We start from the raw sequence: 20,684 nt of genomic DNA on the forward strand, positions 1-20,684 counted from the left end.
GCTTGGTTTATTATATACGTATAAAAAGATCTGTCCAGTCTAGAATATGAATAGTGTTGAATCCATATACGGAAACTTGTTGTTAATTGGTATCATCTTTATATGTATGCCAATACATGTTATATTGTCACAACAAGAATTAATATACCATGAAGATTGGATAGATTTCAACAAAAACGGAAGCAAGGACCCTTATGAGGACACCGCCCTGACTACGGACGAACGCTTGGATGACCTTTTGTCCCAGATGACAGTGGAAGAAAAGACCATGCAGTTGGTCACCTTATATGGCTATGGGCGTGTGGCCACGGATGAACTTCCCGTACCACAATGGAAGAACGAACTTTGGAAGGATGGATTGGCCAATATTGACGAGGCCTCCAACGGGGTTTCGGACAAAGCAAAATATACATTTCCCTACGCTAAACATGTCTGGGCGTTGAACCAGATCCAGAAATTTTTTGTGGAGGATACCCGCTTGGGAATTCCCGTAGAGTTTACGAATGAGGGCATACGCGGCCTTAACCATGTGAAGGCCACCTCGTTTCCCGCCCAAATAGGAATGGGGGCCACATGGAACCCCGAGCTGTTGTACAAAGTAGGCAAGACCATAGGCAGGGAAGCTTATGTCTTAGGTTACCATAATATTTATTCCCCGGTATTGGATGTGGCCAGGGACCAACGTTGGGGTCGCATTGTAGAAAGCTTTGGCGAAGCCCCTTTCTTGGTATCCGAATATGGGGTGCGGTTGAGCAGGGGCATTCAAGAACAAGGCGTGGTCAATACCCTAAAACATTATGCTGTGTATTCGGTACCAAAAGGAGGCAGGGACGGCCATGTACGCTTAGATCCACACCTTACATGGCGCGATATGCACCAAATGTACCTTTATCCGTTCAAACGGGCAATCCAGGAAACCGCTATTTCAGGGGTTATGAGTTCGTACAACGATTATGACGGGGAACCTATCACCGGAAGCCACTATTTTTTGACCGAACTACTACGGGACACCTATGGTTTTAAGGGCTATGTGGTCTCCGATAGTGATGCGCTCGCCTACATATACAGCAAGCACAGGGTGGTCAATTCGTATAAGGAAGCCGTTCTTAAGGCCATTACGGCCGGTCTTAATGTACGTACCACGTTCAACCATCCCAAAAACTTTATTGAGCCATTACGGGAGCTGGTAGCGGAAGGAAGCATTTCGGAGGAACTGTTGGACAAAAGGGTACGTGAAGTGCTTTCGGTAAAGTTTAAAGAAGGGCTTTTCGATAGGCCCTACAGGGATGAGCCCGTGGCCGATAAGACCGTAAGAAGCCCGGAACACAGGGCATTGTCCCTTAGGGCATCCCGTGAGTCCATTATACTCCTTAAAAATAGTAGCACCCTGCCCTTGAACGGAAAGGTATTGAAGAGCGTATTGGTCTGTGGCCCCACAGCCAAATCGACCTCAAGCTCCATTAGTAGGTACGGCGCCCTGCAAAACGATGTCATCTCCGGATATCGGGGTATCCGTGAATATCTGAAGGACACAAATGTCAAAGTCCTGTATGCCAAGGGAATCCATATCAAGGACGCTCATTGGCCAGATTCGGAAGTTTTTGACGTTCCCTTGGACAAGGAAGAAAAAACCATGATTGCAGAAGCAGTGAACAAGGCCAATGAAAGCAATGCTGTTATCCTTTTTTTGGGTGAGGATGAGACCATGGTAGGCGAAAACCTCAGTCGCACCAGTCTGGACTTGCCCGGCCATCAAAAGGAACTGTTAAAGGCACTCTCAAAAACCAATAAACCCCTGATAGTAGTGTTGCTCAATGGACATCCACTTTCCGTAAATTATGCCGATAGGCAGGCCGATGCCATTTTGGAGGCTTGGTTTCCAGGGGAGTACGGAGGACAGGCCAAGGACGGTCCCAATGGTACCGGGGAAAGCAGGGTGGTCACCGAACTGTATCCCTTTGGATACGGACTTAGTTACACTTCTTTTTCCTATTCCGACCTAAAGATAAAAGGTGATATCACGACTACCTCTGGCAGCCTTTCCGTCAGTTTTACAGTGAAAAATACGGGCAACCGTGCGGGAGATGTGGTGCCGCAATTGTATGTGAATGACGAAGTGGCTTCGCGCACCACTTATGAATGGCAGTTAAGGGGCTTCGATCGTATCAAACTCCAACCAAAAGAGGAAAAAAACATCAGTTTTGAGCTGCATCCAAAAGACTTGCAATTGATTGATGACAAGGGGGTTTTTAAGGCAGAAAAAGGGACGTTCAATATTGGTATAGGCGATTCGTCCAAAGATTTTAAATTAAAAAGTTCCTTTATACTAGACCAATGATGAAGCCCAATCCTTTATATCTCTTTTGTATCATCATGCTTTCCTGTGTACCAAAGGATGCGGCACAGAAAACATCCAAAAAAATAGATGTATTGGCTCACGTAGATCCCTTTATAGGGACCGGTTTTCACGGGCACACCTTTCCCGGTCCCGTTCTGCCACACGGAATGGTACAGTTGGGGCCTGACACCAAATTAAATGGTTGGGACGCCTCCAGCGGTTATCATTATGCAGATAGTACCATCTATGGATTTTCGCACACACATCTAAGTGGAACGGGCATAGGTGATATGGGCGATCTGCTTTTACTGCCCTTTACAGGGGAAGTTCCTGAAAATAAGCCCATCGCCCTCTTTAATAAAGAAGATGAGCAAGCTACCGTAGGCGAGTATTCCGTAACCTTTAAAAATTACGGTGTAAAAGCGGATCTTACCACTACCCTACGTACCGGTATGCATCGGTATTTCTTTTCGGAAGATGAAAAAAAACAATTGCTTGTGGATGTTGGTCATATTTTACAACGCACATGGGGCCACGACAACGTAACCAATGAACTGGAGTTTGTGGACGAACGGACCATCAGGGGCCTAAAATACAGTAAGGGATGGGCCACGGAACATAAGGTATATTTTTATATGGAATTTTCCAGTCCGTTCAAGGTACATTCCGTAATGGTGGACGGAAAAGAATCCAATAAAGACCAAGCCCGTCACCAATATAAAGGAACCGATGTATATTCCTATTTGACCTTTGACCAACTGGCGGACAATGAGCCACTACTTATAAAAGTGGGCATCTCACCGGTGGATAGGTCCGGTGCGGAAAACAATCTAAAGACCGAGTCACCCAACTGGGATTTTGAAGGCATTGTAAATGCCCATAAAAATACGTGGAAAACGGAATTGGGGCGCATTCGGATACAGACTCCGGATGACAAAAAACGAACCATCTTCTATACGGCTTTGTACCATAGTATGATAGCCCCCATGGTCTATCAAGATATCGATGGTCGTTATTGGGGGATGGATAAAAAAATACACCGGGCAAAACACGGGCAGACCTATTACACCGTATACTCATTATGGGATACGTTTAGGGCATTGCACCCCTTAATGAGCATTATTGATGAAAAGCGTACGGTGGAATGGGCCAATGACCTGTTACTCAAATACCAACAAGGCGGCATTTTGCCCAAATGGGCCTTGGCCTCCAACTATACGGGCACCATGGTGGGCTATCCAGCGGCGGCCAATTTGGCAGACGCACTATCCAAAGGTTTTTCCGGCATTGATAAGGAACTGGCCTTGCAGGCCGCAATGACCAGCGCTTCCTATTTGCCCGATCTACCTGCCTTGGCAAACGACCCTAAAAAGCATCGGATAATGACTGGGCATAACAAGTATATCAATCAAGGGGTACATATTCCTTCAGATAAGATAACCAAATCGGTTTCCTACGGATTGGAAAACGCATATTACGATTGGTGTGTCATGAGGTTGGCCGAAATTGCCGGACAAGATTCCATTGCCAATGTATTTAAGAAGCGGGCCAAAAATTATGCCTTGTATTTTGATGCCGAAACCGGTTTTATGCGGGGCAAAAACAAGGACGGCTCTTGGGCTACCCCATTTAATCCAAAATATTCAAGCCATGAAGAATCCGATTATGTAGAAGGAAACGCATGGCAATGGAATTGGTTTGTACCCCATGATATCAAAGGATTTGTCAATTTGTATGGAAGTACGGACGTATTTGCAAAAAAATTGGATTCACTGTTCTCGACCTCATCGGAAATCGAAGGTGAACATGCCAGTGGCGACATTACGGGACTTATAGGACAATACGCCCATGGCAACGAACCCAGTCATCATATCGCCTACATATATAATTATATTGGGCAGGATTGGAAAGCACAGAAGATCCTGGACAACATCCTTACCAATTTTTATACTGCGGAACCGGACGGAATCATCGGCAATGAAGATTGTGGGCAAATGTCCGCATGGTACATCTTAAGTAGCATGGGCTTCTACCAATTGGCACCGGGAAATCCCGTATATACCATTGGCAGACCACTCTTTGACGAAGTCGAAATTGCCTTGGAACACGGGAACACATTTATCATAAAAACTATTGACAATACACCAAAAAACAAATATGTGCAACAAATCAAACTGAATGGAAAAATTTTGGAAACGCCCTTCTTTACCCATGAAACCCTAAAAAAAGGAGGGAATCTTACAATAACTATGGGCTCGGCACCTAAAAAAGATGAAAAACAAATTAAATAGAATGAAACACTATTTTGTAATACTAATGACACTATTTACTTTAAGTAGTTGCACGGAGAAGACCAAGACGTTTACGGCATCGGAAATACATATACTGCCAAAACCCAACAAAGTGACTTTGGCAGAATCATCCTTTCTGCTGAGGGACAACCTCACTATCGGATATACTAATGAAACCCAAAAAAATGCGGCAAATCATTTGGAACAGGTTGTTAGGGAAATGGCAAATGTGCAATTCGAAGTAAAAGATGGTATAGGGGCAAGCATAGCATTCATTAAAGTGGAAGGGGTGGAACCCGAAACCTATCAACTTACGGTAACCCCCAAAAAAGTGACTATTGGGGCAAGTGGCGCGGCAGGCTATTTTTATGGTGTACAGACCTTACGCCAGCTACTTTCCTTTGAAAACAAGGAAAACGCGTCAGGCCAATGGTTGATTCCTTCCATTGCCATTGAAGACGCTCCCCGTTTTAAGTGGCGTGCTTATATGTTGGACGAATCGCGTTATTTTTTTGGGGAAGCCTTTGTAAAAAAAATGTTGGATGAAATGGCATTGTTGAAAATGAACATTTTCCATTGGCATTTGACCGATGATGCGGGTTGGCGTATCGAAATCAAAAAATATCCATTGTTGACAAAGGTAGGTGCCTTTCGCTTAGATTCGGAAATCGAGACTTGGGGAAGTGGTAAGACCTCCGGTGAGCCCCACGGTGGATTTTATACCCAAGAACAGATTAAGGACATCGTGGCTTATGCCGCGGAACGAAACATTACCATAATTCCCGAGTTTGAAATGCCCGGACACAGCAATGCTGCCATTGCCGCTTATACATGGTTGGGAACTGCAGGAAAGGATATCGACGTGCCCATAAAGTTTGGTAGGCATTATGACAATTATGATGTGACAAAACCCAAGGTAGTACAGTTTGTAAAGGACGTACTGAGGGAAATGTTTGCACTGTTCCCATCAGAGGTCATTCATATTGGCGGAGATGAGGTTGGTTATAAGGTTTGGGAAGAAGCACCGCATGTACAAGAGTTCATGCAAGAAAATGGCATCAACACCCCAGCTGATTTACAGATTGACTTTACCAATAAAATATCGCAGTTTATAGGGCAGAACGGGCATAGAATGATGGGGTGGAACGAGATATTGGGCGTTAATGTCCATGAAGGATTCAAAGAAAAGAAAGATGACAAAGATGCTGAGACGGAACTCGCCAAAAATGTCGTTATCCATTTTTGGAAAGGCGATTTGGGATTGGCGACTGCCGCAGCCCAAAAAGGGTATGGTATTGTAAACTCTATCCACACACATACGTATTTGGATTACAGCTATGCATACACACCGTTGAAAAAGGCCTATAATTTTGACCCTATTCCAGAAGGATTGGAGTCACAATACCACAAAAATATCTATGGAACAGGATGTCAGATGTGGAGCGAATGGACACCCACTTATAAAGATGTGGAATACCAAACATTTCCACGTATAGCGGCATATGCCGAAGTAGGGTGGACCCAATTGGACAATAAAAATTTTGAAAGTTTTAAAACTGCGCTGGCAAAACAGCAAAAACATTGGGATTCCAAGGAAATCAATTATGCCAAAGTCGTGGAAAAAGAATAATGTAATAATGACTAAAATGTATACCGTGAAATATCTTTTGTTTCTTCTTATTATGATTATGCTGACCACCCAATGGGTTGTATCGAAAAATCGAAAATATTTAGTGTTAGGGAATCAGACGTTTCCATTGTTCGCTCTCCAATGAATACAATTTTCTATGAAAAGGAGTTGCTTGCCATTTATAAAGTATGAGGTAGTAATAAAATAGTATTAACGGTTTGGTACTAGGTAGGTATCCCAAATAAAAAAACAAACCGGAAGGTAATACCATAGCAATTGATTAAAAATAAAAATGATGAAATACAAAATCGTATTAGCCCTAAGTTGTTTTTTTTGCATGCTGGCTTGTCAGCAGCAAAAAGAAATAGTCGTAGCACAGACTTATGAAGAACCCATAGACCCATCGCCCAGTGAAGGCGAAAAGTGGAGTGTTTTACCCGAAGGTTTGCAGGCTTCCATGGTTTCAACCGGGATTCGTTTTGTAAAGAGTGAAATCCCAAAACTGAAGCAACAAAACAATTGGACGGGTACTGTTTGGAAAGGGGAGCGGACATCGGCACAAATGGTGCTTTGGAGCAAAGATTCCATTACAAAAGTGGCACTGGAAATTGCTGATTTTATCTCTGACAAAGGTGATAGAATTACTGCGGACCATGCCCAGTTAAACTTTGTAAAATATGTGATTACCGATGAATTTGCCGAAGGTTGTGGGTATCGAAAACCAGAGGATTTTGCATCTTCGCTTGCCGCCGATGCTTTAGAGCCCGTAACTACTTATGCCTTAAAGGCACAGGAGACCCGACCTGTCTGGATAACTATGGATGTACCATCTGATGCTACTGCTGGAATGTATCATAGTACTATTACCCTGTTTGCAGAAGGGCAAAAGCCCAAAACGTTTAAGATGAGACTTGATGTTATCAATAAGGTGTTACCGTCTGTGACGGACTGGAAGTTTCATCTCGATTTATGGCAAAACCCCTATGCTGTCGCACGTTACCATAATGTCGAACCATGGACACAAGACCATTGGGATTTATTAAAGCCGTTGATGCATCGATTGGCTAATGCCGGACAAAAAGTGATTACGGTATCCTTGAACAAACGACCATGGGGCGGACAGACCTTCGACCAATTTGAAGCAATGATCGATTGGAGAAAAAAAGCAGATGGTACTTGGGTATATGACTATACCATTTTCGACAATTGGGTACAGTTCATGATGGATCTAGGAATCAAAAAGCAAATCAGTTGCTATTCCATGGTTCCTTGGGGCAATGAAATGTATTTTTTTGATGAAAAGGAAGGAAAAGAGGTAAAGGTAATAGCTCCACCGGGAACAAAAGAGTACGAAAATTTATGGGTTCCTTTTTTAAAGGATTTTAAAACGCACTTAGCGGATAAGGGATGGAATGCCATTACTAGAATTGCCATGGATGAGCGAGCCCCAAAAGAAATGAAGGCAATGTTGGATTTAATCAATAGGGTTGCTCCAGAGTTAGGAATTTCTCTAGCGGATAATCATAAAAGCTATAAACAATACCCAGATGAACTAAAAGATATGTCCGTAGCTTTTGGAGATCCTGTTGACGAGGAAGATTTGGTAGATAGAAAGCAAAAAGGGTACATCAGTACACACTATGTGTGTTGTCAGGATAAGTTTCCAAATACTTTTACCTTCTCAGATCCCTTAGAAGGAGTGTTTATTGGTTGGTACAGTATCGCCGCAAACTTTGATGGTTTCTTGCGTTGGGCCTATAACAGTTGGGTAGAGAATCCACTTCAAGATTCGCGTTTTAGGGCATGGCCTGCAGGAGACACATATCAAGTTTATCCAGATAACCGAAGTTCCATACGGTTTGAAACCCTTAGGGAGGGAATCGAAGATGCCGAGAAAATTAGGATTTTAAGAGAAGAGTTAGAGCAAAAGGGTTTGCAAGATGAATTGGATTATTTAAACAAAGTGGTGAACCAATTCACTATTACCACTAAACCTAATGATTTGGAGTCCCTTATTGTGAACGGACAGCAAGTACTGAATACCCTGGCCGTAAAACTTATAGAATAAGTATAATTCGGACTTTTTTAGGTTTCTGAGCACATCCCCTATAAACAATCAGTTCGTTGAAATTTAAAAAACAATATATAAAAGTGGCAAAAACAGTAATGATTATTGTTCTTTTTCTTATGAGCATGTCTGACCTTATTGGACAGGTAGCGCATACATTGGAATCAAACGAAACTGTCACCTCATCAAATGAGGACAGGGAGAAATTATTGGAAAAATATCACGAATTAAGTTCGAACCCAGTGTTGTTCACCCATGAACAACGAGTGTATAAAGAAGATTATTTGGAGGGTATTCAATTTCCCGTGGGCGGTATTGGCACAGGTTGTATCCAGTTCAATGGAAAGGCACAGTCCAAATATTGGCAGATATTCAATAATATGACCCATGAATTTATACCCAATAGTTTTTTTGCCATTAGGGAAACATCCGAGGAGAAAGTCAAGGTAAGGGCACTGCAGACTGAAAGTGTTGGCGATTTCAAGGCTATGGAAGCCCTTGAGGCCACTACAAAATTTCCTTTTTTAGAATATCATTTTAAGGACGATCTAAAAACCGATATCACTATGGAGGTCTTTAATCCGTTTGTTCCAACAGACCTTAAACAGTCAGGTATTCCAGCCGTCTTTTATCGCTTTGTCCTTAAAAACACTACCAAGGATCCTTTAGAATTAAGTTTATTGGCATCACAACAAAACGCCGTGGGATATTCCAAGGTGCCCATCGAACATACGGAGAATGGTTTTGCATTTAACTTTAAAAATGCTATTGATAAACGATATGCCGTTGACAATACATCCCAGTTTTATGGAGGTAACTTCAATACGGTTTCAGTCCAAGGTAAGGCAAAGATGCTGTACATGTCGAGTTCAATACCCCAAGAAGACCAGCACTATGGAGAAATGGCACTGTTGCTGTTCGATGAAGATTCCTATGTCAGTGAGGCGACCTCTAGCTGGGGTAATTTGGAACAGCTTTACCGATCATTTGCCAAAGACGGGCATATCAAACAAAGAAAAAAGACAGATTCCAGTAAAAAGGGAGCGACCTACTCAGGGGCTTTGAATATGGTCTTCACCTTAAAACCGGGTGAAACAAAAGTAGTGCACATGGCTTTGGCGTGGTACTTTCCCAATGGAAAAAATGGTGGTTTTATGGATAAATGGGATACTTGGGGCAATGGCGATTGGGAAGGCAATGGCAATAAATATGCCATCTATTGGGACAACATGGCTACTTTGACAAATTATCTTCAAGAGAATTATGGCACCTTGATACAAAACACCGAGAATTTTACAAATACTTTGTTCAGCAGTAACCTTCCGCAGTGGCTGATAGAACGGTTGAGCAATCAATTGGCCATTATGAAAAGTCGTACGCTATTTCATGATAAAGATGACTATGTGGGACTATGGGAAGGTACAGGAGGTTGTGACGGGTCATGCGCGGGCAATTGCAACCATGTATGGCACTATGCACAGGCGCATGCCCGTTTGTTTCCAGAACTGGGCAAGAAAATCAGAAACCAAGCCTTTGACCTGATAAAGCCAAATGGGCAAATTCCATATCGCCAACCGGCAGGTTCCTTTGCCTTTGACGGGCAGTGTGGTGATATATTGGGAGCTTATAGGGAACATTTACTTTCGGAAGATAATACATGGTTGTTACAATATTATCCTGCAATTAAAAAGGCCATGAATTACGTAATAGAAGAACATGATAACGATATGGACGGTTGGCTTTCAGATAAGGCAAAACATACCACTTATGATGCCTCAATGACAGGTAACCCTTCGTTTTTAAGCTCTTTATATTTGGCCGCTTTGATGGCCAGTAAAGAAATGGCATTGGTGGTCAAAGATCAAGCACAGGCAGATGAATGGAAGTTAATTGCTGAAAAATCTGCTGAAAAACAAAGTGACAGCTTATGGAATGGGGAATATTTTTATCAGAGAAAAGGAGAAAAGAATGCCACGGATTATGAAAATGGTTGCCATGCGGATCAATTGTTAGGACAATGGTGGGCAGATCAGTTGGGACTAGGAAATTTATACCCGGACTACAAAGTAAAAGTAGCCAATGAAGCTATTCTAAAATACAACTTCAAAAGTGACCTAAGCGTACACGATCAAGGGCATAGAACTTTTGCCTTACCTCAGGAGGCCGGAATGGTCGTAACGACCTGGCCCAATGACGACAGGCCAAAATATGCTTCAGGATACTCCGGGGAAGTATGGAGTACCTTTGAATATACTATCGGGGCACAGTTGTTCAAATACAATAAAATACAAGACGCTTTGACCATCTTGCGTACAGGGTTTGAGCGTTATGACGGTAAATATCGAACGGGCTATATTGGGAAATGGGGCAATTTTGGATTTAGCGGAAACCCTTTTGGTGATGATGAATGTGGCCAGTTTTACGGTAGAGCTCTGTCCCAATGGTCTGTATGGTTGGCTGCTCAGGGATTTGAATATAACGGACCTGAACAAACCATAGGTTTTGATCCTAAATGGAAGCCAGATGATCACCGATCGTTTTTCTCCACGGCAAAAGGCTGGGGCATTTTTACCCAACAGCGAAACAAAAACCAGCAAATAAACACGATAACCTTAAAACATGGCAGTTTAAAATTGAAGCAAATCGTATTGGATATGCCAGTTGTTTCCAAATCTTCAAAAATACAGGTGAAACACAACGGTGAGAAAATAACATTTTCTTCAAAAAGGAATTCGCAAACCAAGACCCTGTTAGAAATCGATGAGATAACAATGGGCAAAAATAGTATGATGGAGATTACGATAGACCATGAAAAATAGCGTCGGACTTTGCATTGCACTTTTTTGCGTTTTTATCATAGAAGCGCAATCACCATCGCTGAAGATTTTGAACTTTCAAGGGGATAATGGTTTTCAACATGAGTCCAAAAACCAGGCAAAACAGTTTATAACCCAGCTTGCTGTTGCAAATGATTGGGTAGTGGTCTCGACTGATGATGCCGGTATTTTTAATGCAAGGGACCTGTTCAAGTTCCATGTGATCATCTTTAACAACAATTGTGGGAATACCGGACGTATCCTGAACAAACAACGACAACTGACTTTTCAGAATTGCATAAGACGGGGAGGAGGTTTTGTGGGGATACATTGTGCAGGGGCCATTTTTAACGAAGGAGGAAGTTATCAATTGTGGTATGAGAAATTGGTGGGGACTAAATTGACAAACCATCCAAAGGTACAAAGAGCGACAATTCTTGTAGAAAACAGCGGGCATTATATCGCGCAACATATTACGGAAAATTGGGAGGTCAATGATGAATGGCATGCCTTTTCATACAACCCTAGGGCAAACGTAAACGTTTTGCTGTCGGTCGATGAGTCTACTTACAGAGGGACGCCCAAAATGGACGGGGATCATCCTGTGGCATGGTACCATTTTTATGATGGTGGTCGCTCATTTTTTACCACTTTGGGCCATACCGAATCCACATATAAAGATGGTCGGTACATTGCCATGATTAAAAATGCTATTGCTTGGGCAGCTGGTAAGGAAAATAAAATATCTAATCTTCCCGTACAGAAGAATTTATTATTGGATTTGGATGGCAATCATGGTATTGAAATCGATAAGGGGGATAAAGTCATTTCATGGAAAAACAGGGTTATCAACAACATCGGAAAATTTGAACATCAAGATTCGGGCAGGACTATCAAAGGCTCGGGCATGCCCCGTTTGGTATTGAACGTGCCTGAACTGAATGGTAATAATGTTGTTGTCTTTCATCGCCAAGAATTGGTAAACCATCAAGAAGATGCTTTTGATCATCTTATTACAGGAAGTGGTTATACGTGGTTTTCGGTAATATGTGTATATCAACAAGTATCCAATTTGCCCGGGGTGAATTCATTTTTCGGGAACTTAAGGAACAATAATAAGGATGGCGGAAAGTATGAGGGACTATTGGCGGGTCTGACTGATGATAATAAAGTTTGGATTGGTTCTAGAAATGCAAGGACCTTTGGGCGATGGGATGAAAATAACCCACAACTTTTGGCCCCGGAACCACTCGAAGAAGGGAAATACTATGTGGTGGTTGGTAGAATGGCAGCTGGAACCGGAGAGGTGACCCTTGAACTTTTTGTAAATGAGAATGTACCAGTAGCCATAGACAAATTTCCAGTAAACACGGAAGCCAATTCCTCAAAATTGGTCATGGGGCAAGAGCGTGATGCCGTGGAACACCCAGGAAAAGAATCGTTTGACGGGGCTATTGCACGATTTATGATTTATGATAGATCCTTGACCGATGCGGAACTTGCCAGTACGATGGATTATTTGAAAAAGAAGTATGGGCTATAGGGGTTCCAATTTCAAAAAATGTGAATTTCAAACAATGGGTCGATATTTAATACTTGGATGTGGCAATTTCAATGTTGGCGTTTTTAGTAATAGGGTGAAGGGAAGATACCAAAGAAGAAATGCTGGATATTCAGTGTCCATACGACGGTGAAGTATATGGAAAACTAGAAAAAATGCCTTGGGAAAATTGAGCAGTCTACTTGGGCCATGAACTATCATTTGGCCTATTTAAAACAAGTCCACGGAAAATTGAGGTTTATCTGGAATAACATATTTGAACTAAAAACGTATCTAAAAATGAATGTAATGGCAAAAATAGCTGTAATAGTATTGATGGGGTTTTTTTATTGTCGGAGGCTACGATTGTCCACCAAAAAAAGAAGCGGAAATCCATGTTATGGATGTTAAGGCAAAGACAGGTTGGAAAACCGATTTGGAAGCAAAAATAAAAGTATACGGACACCGAAACTGGATTGTGGTGGCGGATGGCGCCTATCCGCAACAGAGTAATCCGGCCATAGAAACCATTACCATTGATGCATCGCAATTGGAGGCCGTAGCGTATGTCAGTGAGTTGATAACAAAGGCTACCCATGTCGATGCCGATATTCTTGTGGACAAAGAGATGGCATATGTTGCAGAAGAAAATGCAAAGGGAATCACCACATACCGTAACGATTTACATGAACTTTTAAAGGATAAACCCGTAAAAACGATGTTGCACGAAGATATCATTAGGGAATTGGATGCTTCTGCTGAGTTGTTTAACGTATTGATAATTAAAACTGATTTGGCAATTCCATATACCTCGGTATTTTTTCAATTGGAATGCGGTTATTGGAATGGAGGTGTGGAGGAAGCCTTGCGTGAAGCCATGAAAAATCAGTGATCAACGTATGTTCGTCTGTTTGCAAATGGCGATGTTCACAGGTTTGTGTGCGACGACAATAAAATATGTCTAATCATGGTATATGACAAAAAGTATCAACATTGTATATGACTAAAAGTATCAACATTATGGAAATTCAGGGTTGAGCCTTGTGGAAACCCCATTTTATGTCATGTGCCTTAATCCTTCATAAAAATGTCCAAAAACACAATGTTTGCAAAAGGGAGTCTGGTAGTATTGTTCATATTGATATTAAGCTGTGCTAAACAGCCCAGGAAAGTTTACAAGACAAAAACAATTGGTATTATTCCTAAACCTACTTTGGTCGAAAAAGGAGTCGGTTTTTTTACATTGAATGATGAAACGATTATTGTGTTTTCGGAGTCTGATGAAGCCAAGCTAAAAGCCCAGCAATTGGGCACCTTGTTGGGTATTGGATTCTCAAAAATACGATCTTCAGCATCGCAGGGAACGGTATCCAACAGTATTATACTGAAAATTTCAGAGGAAAGCATCAAAGATACAGAAGGATATACATTGGATGTTTCCGAAGAACATATCCGTATTGGTGCTCCAGATGGCGCTGGACTATTTTACGGGATTCAGACGTTACGCCAATTGTTGCCAAAAACCTACAAAACTTCTGTGGATATAGGCAATAGGGTATGCAAGATTCCGACGGTCAACATAATCGATAGCCCCAAGTTTGGTTGGCGGGGCATGATGTTGGATGTCAGTAGGCATTTTTTACCCACCGATTCGGTGAAGCGATTTATAGACCATTTGGCACGCTATAAATTCAATGTGTTCCATATCCATTTGACCGATGACCAAGGATGGCGTTTTGAATCGGAAAAATATCCAAAGCTTACCGAAATCGGTGCATGGCGTGTAGATCGTTCGGGAAAGCGTTGGTTCGATCGAGAACCGCAACGAATGGAGGAGAAACCTAGTTATGGTGGATTTTATACCAAAGAAGAACTTAAGGATATTGTTGCGTATGCCCGTTCAAAACATATAGAAGTGCTCCCGGAGATTGACGTTCCAGGACATTCCAGAGCCATCGTGGCTTCTTACCCAGAATTGGGGTGCGCGACCGTTCCTGTACATGTGGCGACCGGAGGTATTGCTTCCAATAATACCGTAAACCCAGGCAAGGAAGAAGTGTATCTGTTTTTGGAGGGTGTTATCGAGGAAGTTGCCGAAATATTTCCCTTTCCATATATCCATATAGGTGGAGATGAGGCTATTAAAACCAATTGGCTTACAGATTCATTCTGCCAAAAGAAAATGAAAGAGCAAGGACTACGAGATGTTGATGAACTACAGAGTTATTTTATCAAAAGAGTAGAAAAGATTGTAAATGGTTTAGGCAAAAGTATGATTGGTTGGGATGAGATATTGGAAGGAGGATTGGCACCCAACGCAACAGTAATGTCTTGGCGTGGTGTAGAAGGAGGGACTGAATCCGCCAATATGGGACATGATGTCATCATGTCCCCAAATTCGAATGCCTATTTTGATCTTTTTCAAGGCGACCCAAAGTTTGAACCGGATGCATATCACAAATTATGGTTAAAAGAGGTATATGATTTTAATCCGGTTTTAGATGAGATAACTTTGGATAAAAGAAAACATATTTTAGGAGGCCACGGTGCTTTATGGACCGAGTTTGTTCCGAATTTAAACCATGCGGAATATATGTTGTTCCCAAGAATGTTGGCCCTTTCGGAGGCGATATGGTCCAAAGAAAAAAGCGATTGGAACGAACTGTTGACCAACATAGATCATGAATTTAGAAGACTGGACACCGATGGAATCAACTATTCAAAAAGCATCTACAACGTTAATATTGTGCCGGAAAAGGGTGCTGCGGATAAAACGATGATTAAATTATTTACACAATCCGGAAGTGAAAATATTAGATACACAATGGATGGAAGCGACCCTACAGCAAGTAGCACGTTATATAAAACGCCTTTTGAAATACCGGAACAGTCTTTTATCTTAAAGGCTGCAGCTTTTGAGGGAGATAAAATACAAAGTAATGTGATTACTGGTGAAAATTTTGTAAATCATTTGGCACGTGGAGCCGTTGCAACGTTGGATTCTAACACACCACAAGCAAGGATTATCGGTAAATTGACAGATGGTGTAGGAGGAAGTAGAACATATATGGACGGGCGATGGTTGCCTGTCGCAAGCGCAAATAAATATGCAGTAATCCAAGTATCTTTGAACAAATCCAAAGTAGTTGAAAAAGTGAGCATGAATTTTCTCCAGGATCCAGCAGAATCCGTTTTTTGGCCGTCTGATGTCGTGATATCGATATCCAAAGACGGAAAGTTTTTTAAAGTATTGCAAAAAAAGAAAATCATCAAAGAACACCAATATACAGGTATCAAAACTGTTCAATTCAACATTGATGACAAAAATATAAAAGCGGTAAAGGTTGTGGCTAAAAATGAAGGGGGTATCCGAGCTGGATTAAAATGGCAGGGAAGAATATATATCGATGAAATCAAACTAGAATAAAAAAGATGAAAACTATGGATAGAAGATCTCTTGTCAAAAGTGTTGGATTGGCGACAGGAAGCGTATTGATAAGTCCTGTCACCTTTGGGCAAAAAGCTAAAAAAAGAGCGAAAAGAAAAAAAGTCTTAGAGTGGCCCATATAACGGATGTACATATCCGCCCAGAACATAACGCACCAAACCGTTTTAAGCAATGTTTAGAAGAAATCAAGGCACATGAGGTTGACTTTTTTCTTAATGGAGGCGATACCATTTATGCTGCTGATTATAAGCATATTAATAGAGAACGTGTAAATGAACAATGGAATATATGGAAATCACTGCGTAGTGAATTTTCTGAATATGAAGTACATAGCTGTTTGGGAAATCATGATATGTGGTGGGCAGCTCCGAACGAACAAGATTTCATGTACGGAAAGGATTATGTGGTAAAACAGTTGGAAACACCAGGAAGGTATTATAGCTTTAATAAACAAGATTGGCATTTAGTAATATTGGACAGTAATAATGAGAATGCGGGTTCCTTGGACGAAGAACAGCGTAAATGGTTGGAAAAGGATTTGGCGGAACTTGAAAAGGGTGGCAATGTTCTGTTCCTATCGCATTATCCAATATTAGGAGTAAACGGAGGTACACACTCAGATAGAAAATACATTACTGATTTATTTTATGATCACAAAGATAAGAGCATAACTTGTTTAAGTGGACATGTACATTTATTGGATAGTGTGGTTTACAACAATGTCAATTATTTTTGTAATGGGGCCATAAGTGGTTTCTGGTGGGAAGATGGCAATGAAGAGTCAGGAAATAGGTATTGGGTAGAAGAAACGCCTCCTGGTTATGCAATTGTTGATTTATTCGAAGACGGTACGGTTGAACACATACCACCCACATGCGTATTAAATGATTTGATAGCTAATTAATAAAAAAGTTCGGATTACTATGCAATTTCTTCTTAATCCTAAATAAATTCACTAAAATAACTTGTCTTTTTGCTTATTTAAAAAGAGTTTTTTTCGGTGAAACCTTGAATTGGTAAATGTGACTTCGCCTATCCCAATCTTGCTAAAGAATAAGGGACAATATCAATTGAGATGAAAACCAGTGATTGGGCATCAATTTAGAACAAGATGTACAAAAAAACAGACGAGGATTTGCGTAGAAACGTTTTGAGCTGATTCTATAAGCAAAGATTTGGAAGTTATATTGGAATTAGATATGTCTAAAGATAAAAACAGTAAAAAAGGGCAAACGCTTTAATTCACCCTTTAACTAACTCAAAACTAACACAATGAATAAATCAATTATTTTCTGACTTAACTACTCAATTAATACTAAGCAAAATACTGGAACTTTTGTCAGTTTACTTCCTAAATGTCTACCAATTACAATACTTTTTTTGCATTTATACCTTTTTTCTGAAAAAAATATTTTGGGATACTTTTTGTTTATCATGTCCAGTTGAACTCAACCATTAAAACATTTTCAATTGAAACAGGGTTGGTTGCCATAAGATGATTTTCTACTGTGACCAATCGGTAGGCTTACCGTCCCAACGATGTTTAGTAAGGTTAAACATTAACTCTTTATCCAATGAACCTTTATCGCTTGTCGCTAAATCTGAAACTACATGTTTGAGTTTCCGCATACCAGGAATAACAGTGCACACAGTGGAATCGCCTAAAATAAATCTTAACGCCATTTTGGCCATATCCTTGTTTTTTGGAACTAATGGTTTCACGGCATTAGCGTGTTCTATACTTGAGTTTAAGTTTTCAGGCACAAATAAGTGTTGCGCCAATCTCCTTCGGGCCAAGTACTATTTTTGTAAGTTTGCCAGTAAAGGAACACTCGCAATGACGGCTACATTGTGTTCTTGGCAAGCGGGAAATAATTCGTCTTTTGGATTCTGGTCAAAAATATTGTAGATGACTTGTACGCAATCAATAAAGCTAAACTTTACCGATCTGACCCCGTTCCAAGGTTCCCAACGATTAATACTAATTCCGATAGCATAAAAAAGACCTTTTGCTTTAAGGTCAACCATCTTTTGTAATGCCTTTTCATTATTTAACCAATGATCTTCCAAGTGTGGAATTGCATCAAGTCAAAGGAGTTTAACCCAGGATTTTCTAAACTACTTTCCACATACCGCTGAATATGATTTGGTGAGAAACAGTCGTTCAAGGAATATTCGCGTTTGCTGGGCCATTTAAAACTTTTAGGAGGTATTTTTTTGTTGCAGTGTACAACTTTTTGTTAGGATTGACCCTGACAAGCTATCCTAATAATTTTTCACAGTAGCCTTAACCATAACCCCAAGCGGGATCAAAAAATCACACCCAAGATCTACTGCTTTTTGAAGCGATCTTATAGATTGTTTGTCGTTGTAACCAGTCCATTCGGCCATACCCCACATTCCATATCCAATTTCACTTACTTTCCAACCCGTATGGCCAAATTTTCTATATTTCATAGTCTCTTATTTCCATTGTCTTTTGTCTTTTCTCAATACTGACATTCAATATTTTATTTTGGTTTTCATGTGCTTCTATTTTGTAATCACCCCAAATTGGGCCACTACGATTTTTTGGCCAGTATTTTCGCCTTTAGCCCTAAGCTTAATAAAGCGACCTTTTATTGGTTTGATAAAACGAACCGTCTGTTTTATAGGATTGTTTGTGATATTGGAAAATTCACCGTCAATTACCAGACTCCAGGTGTTACCATTGGTGCTTACATAACAATCATAATGCGTAATGATGCCTGATGGCCAACGGCTCTGGTCTGGGGTATAAGTGAAACCCTTTAGGTTTTGCTTCTCCCCTAAATCGATGATCAATCCGTATTCAATCTCTTTAGGAGAAAGCTCATAATTCGTCCAGATATTATCGTCAATTGTGGTATCATCAACGTATGAAGTGTTATGTCCTATCATTTTCCACATTTTTTTGGCGATATCTAATTGCAGTATGGTCGGGTCACTCAGACGATTATTTGTACTATCGCAAGGGATTGCGCTTACAAGAACTGGTTCCAGGGCTTCGAACGGTCCCTTGTACTTTTTGGAATTGGTTGTTGGCATGCTGCCATCCAAGGTATAATAATAGGTTGGCCCCTTGTCTTTATTGTTGATTTTTACCATTCCTTCTTTGTCACGGGCAATTACAGGATTGTCCACAGTACTTGGTGCATGGAACAGTTGTAAATTTGATAGGGCCAAACATCCCCTTGCGTCATTAATGGTCAATCTTACCTTGTCTGAAAGTATTTCTGGTAGCTCTAGTATTCGTTTGTAACCTATTGCACCGTATCGACCCAACGAATTCCATTTGCCATTGGAAAAGGCCTCTACTGTAAAGGATTTTACACATTGTCCCAGTGGAATGTACTCTTGGATGAGCAGGACGTTAAATGCTGTTTGCCTACCAAAATCCAATGTTATGGAAGCAGTGGTAATTGAATCGTCCGTAGCCCAAAAGTATCCTTTTTTCCATCTATTAACATGTCAGCTCCATAATGTTCATGCCTTCCTCTTATTTGGGAAGCTTCAATGGATTTGCCAATCGCCAAGTCAGCGGAAAAGTCCAAATCGATTTGTTCCTTAAGTTTCTTGAGTTGGGTAACGTCCTTTTCATGTAGCAACCCTCTTTGATCTACTGGCAGGTTAAGAAGTAGGGTAGCATTTTGACCAATGGATTTGTAATAGATGTCCATCAAATGGCCGAGGGATTTTATTTTGTTATCTTCAGAATGGTGGTAAAACCAACCTGGCCTTATGGAGACATCGGCTTCTGCAGGAACCCAATGTGTGCCATTTTCTTGTCCCATTAAATATTTTTCGGCATAATCTGGCATACCACCATAAATTTCATCCTTCATTAAGGGTGACCATGTAACATCATATGCAAATCCGTGTTCATTACCCACCCAACAGGCATCCGGTCCTGCATCACTCCGGATGATAGTATTTGGCTGCCATGCCCGAATCATTTTTATGGTAGTGGGCCAGTCATAATAAGAGTTTTTATCCACATTTCTGATTTCGTTCGCACCACCATAATATCCATCACCACCATGCGCCCCATCGAACCAGACCTCTAAAGACTTCTCCGTATTGCGTGAGCAGTTCCTCAAGCTGTTTTCTAAAATAATCAACGTATTCAGGTTTACCGTATTCCTTATGATTGCGGTCCCAGGGCGAAGTATGGATACCTAACTTTAAGCCATACTCCTTACAAGCGTCGGCCAACTCCCTAACCACATCTCCCTTACCTCCTTTCCAAGGGGAGTTTTTTACGGAATATTCAGTGTATTTTGAGGGCCATAAGCAAAAACCATCATGGTGTTTTGCCGTGATGATGATACCTTTCATACCGGCTTCTTTGGCTACACGGGCCCATTAATGAGCATCTAGCTCTGTGGGATTGAACAATTCAGGTGAGGTATTACCATAGCCCCATTCCATATCGGAGAAAGTGTTCAGTCCAAAGTGTACAAAACCGTAAAACTCCATTTCCTGTCATGCCAATTGTTTCTCCGTTGGAATGGGATCGATTGGAGTTGGGGCAG

The 20,684-nt window shown here is 41.1% G+C and carries 15 protein-coding genes; 9 read left to right on the forward strand and 6 right to left on the reverse strand.

The annotated features are described in order from the left end of the window. Positions 1-124 precede the first annotated feature (124 nt). The 9 genes from L0P88_RS13035 (at position 125) to L0P88_RS13075 (ending at position 17,035) form a co-directional block, all read left to right on the forward strand. Complete coding sequence (locus tag L0P88_RS13035; protein WP_247130358.1) at positions 125-2,338, forward strand: glycoside hydrolase family 3 N-terminal domain-containing protein; 2,214 nt, start codon at positions 125-127, stop codon at positions 2,336-2,338. Next, entirely contained in the window at positions 2,335-4,629 is a 2,295-nt protein-coding gene (locus L0P88_RS13040) for a GH92 family glycosyl hydrolase (protein ID WP_247130359.1), read from the forward strand. Before L0P88_RS13035 ends, L0P88_RS13040 begins: the two co-directional genes overlap by 4 nt. Position 4,630: 1 nt before the next feature. Beyond that, positions 4,631-6,259, forward strand: a complete 1,629-nt coding sequence (locus L0P88_RS13045; protein ID WP_247130360.1) for a beta-N-acetylhexosaminidase — start codon at positions 4,631-4,633, stop codon at positions 6,257-6,259. A gap of 292 nt (positions 6,260-6,551) precedes the next feature. After that, entirely contained in the window at positions 6,552-8,327 is a 1,776-nt protein-coding gene (locus L0P88_RS13050) for a DUF4091 domain-containing protein (RefSeq protein WP_247130361.1), read from the forward strand. 83 nt (positions 8,328-8,410) lie between these two features. Further along, positions 8,411-11,146, forward strand: coding sequence for a GH116 family glycosyl-hydrolase (locus tag L0P88_RS13055; RefSeq protein ID WP_247130362.1), 2,736 nt, complete (start codon positions 8,411-8,413; stop codon positions 11,144-11,146). Continuing rightward, positions 11,136-12,686: a ThuA domain-containing protein gene (locus tag L0P88_RS13060; RefSeq protein WP_247130363.1), complete on the forward strand. Its 1,551-nt coding sequence runs from the start codon at positions 11,136-11,138 to the stop codon at positions 12,684-12,686. Before L0P88_RS13055 ends, L0P88_RS13060 begins: the two co-directional genes overlap by 11 nt. A gap of 397 nt (positions 12,687-13,083) precedes the next feature. Beyond that, positions 13,084-13,575, forward strand: coding sequence for an RbsD/FucU domain-containing protein (locus L0P88_RS13065; RefSeq protein ID WP_247130364.1), 492 nt, complete (start codon positions 13,084-13,086; stop codon positions 13,573-13,575). Between the two features lie 195 nt (positions 13,576-13,770). Beyond that, a complete protein-coding gene (locus L0P88_RS13070) occupies positions 13,771-16,110 on the forward strand; it encodes a beta-N-acetylhexosaminidase (protein ID WP_247130365.1) in 2,340 nt (779 codons plus the stop codon). A gap of 130 nt (positions 16,111-16,240) precedes the next feature. Next, complete coding sequence (locus L0P88_RS13075; protein WP_247130366.1) at positions 16,241-17,035, forward strand: metallophosphoesterase family protein; 795 nt, start codon at positions 16,241-16,243, stop codon at positions 17,033-17,035. Positions 17,036-17,634: 599 nt separating this feature from the next. On the opposite strand, the gene L0P88_RS13080 is transcribed toward L0P88_RS13075, so the two are convergent. The 6 genes from L0P88_RS13080 to L0P88_RS23980 form a co-directional block, all read right to left on the reverse strand. Continuing rightward, positions 17,635-17,823 (reverse strand): hypothetical protein, encoded by a 189-nt coding sequence (locus L0P88_RS13080; protein WP_247130367.1) that lies wholly within the window; start codon positions 17,821-17,823, stop codon positions 17,635-17,637. A gap of 108 nt (positions 17,824-17,931) precedes the next feature. After that, a complete protein-coding gene (locus L0P88_RS13085; protein ID WP_247130368.1) occupies positions 17,932-18,201 on the reverse strand; it encodes an aldo/keto reductase in 270 nt (89 codons plus the stop codon). A 195-nt stretch (positions 18,202-18,396) separates the two neighbouring features. Continuing rightward, entirely contained in the window at positions 18,397-18,588 is a 192-nt protein-coding gene (locus L0P88_RS13090; protein WP_247130369.1) for a hypothetical protein, read from the reverse strand. A 75-nt stretch (positions 18,589-18,663) separates the two neighbouring features. After that, on the reverse strand, positions 18,664-19,551 hold the full coding sequence (locus L0P88_RS13095) for a discoidin domain-containing protein (RefSeq protein WP_247130370.1): 888 nt from the start codon (positions 19,549-19,551) through the stop codon (positions 18,664-18,666). Positions 19,552-19,553: 2 nt separating this feature from the next. Next, complete coding sequence (locus tag L0P88_RS13100) at positions 19,554-20,249, reverse strand: alpha-L-fucosidase (RefSeq protein ID WP_281499682.1); 696 nt, start codon at positions 20,247-20,249, stop codon at positions 19,554-19,556. Continuing rightward, on the reverse strand, positions 20,182-20,487 hold the full coding sequence (locus tag L0P88_RS23980; RefSeq protein ID WP_281499683.1) for an alpha-L-fucosidase: 306 nt from the start codon (positions 20,485-20,487) through the stop codon (positions 20,182-20,184). Before L0P88_RS23980 ends, L0P88_RS13100 begins: the two co-directional genes overlap by 68 nt. Between the last annotated feature and the right edge of the window lie 197 nt (positions 20,488-20,684).

Source organism: Muricauda sp. SCSIO 64092 (assembly GCF_023016285.1).
Taxonomy (GTDB): domain Bacteria; phylum Bacteroidota; class Bacteroidia; order Flavobacteriales; family Flavobacteriaceae; genus Croceivirga.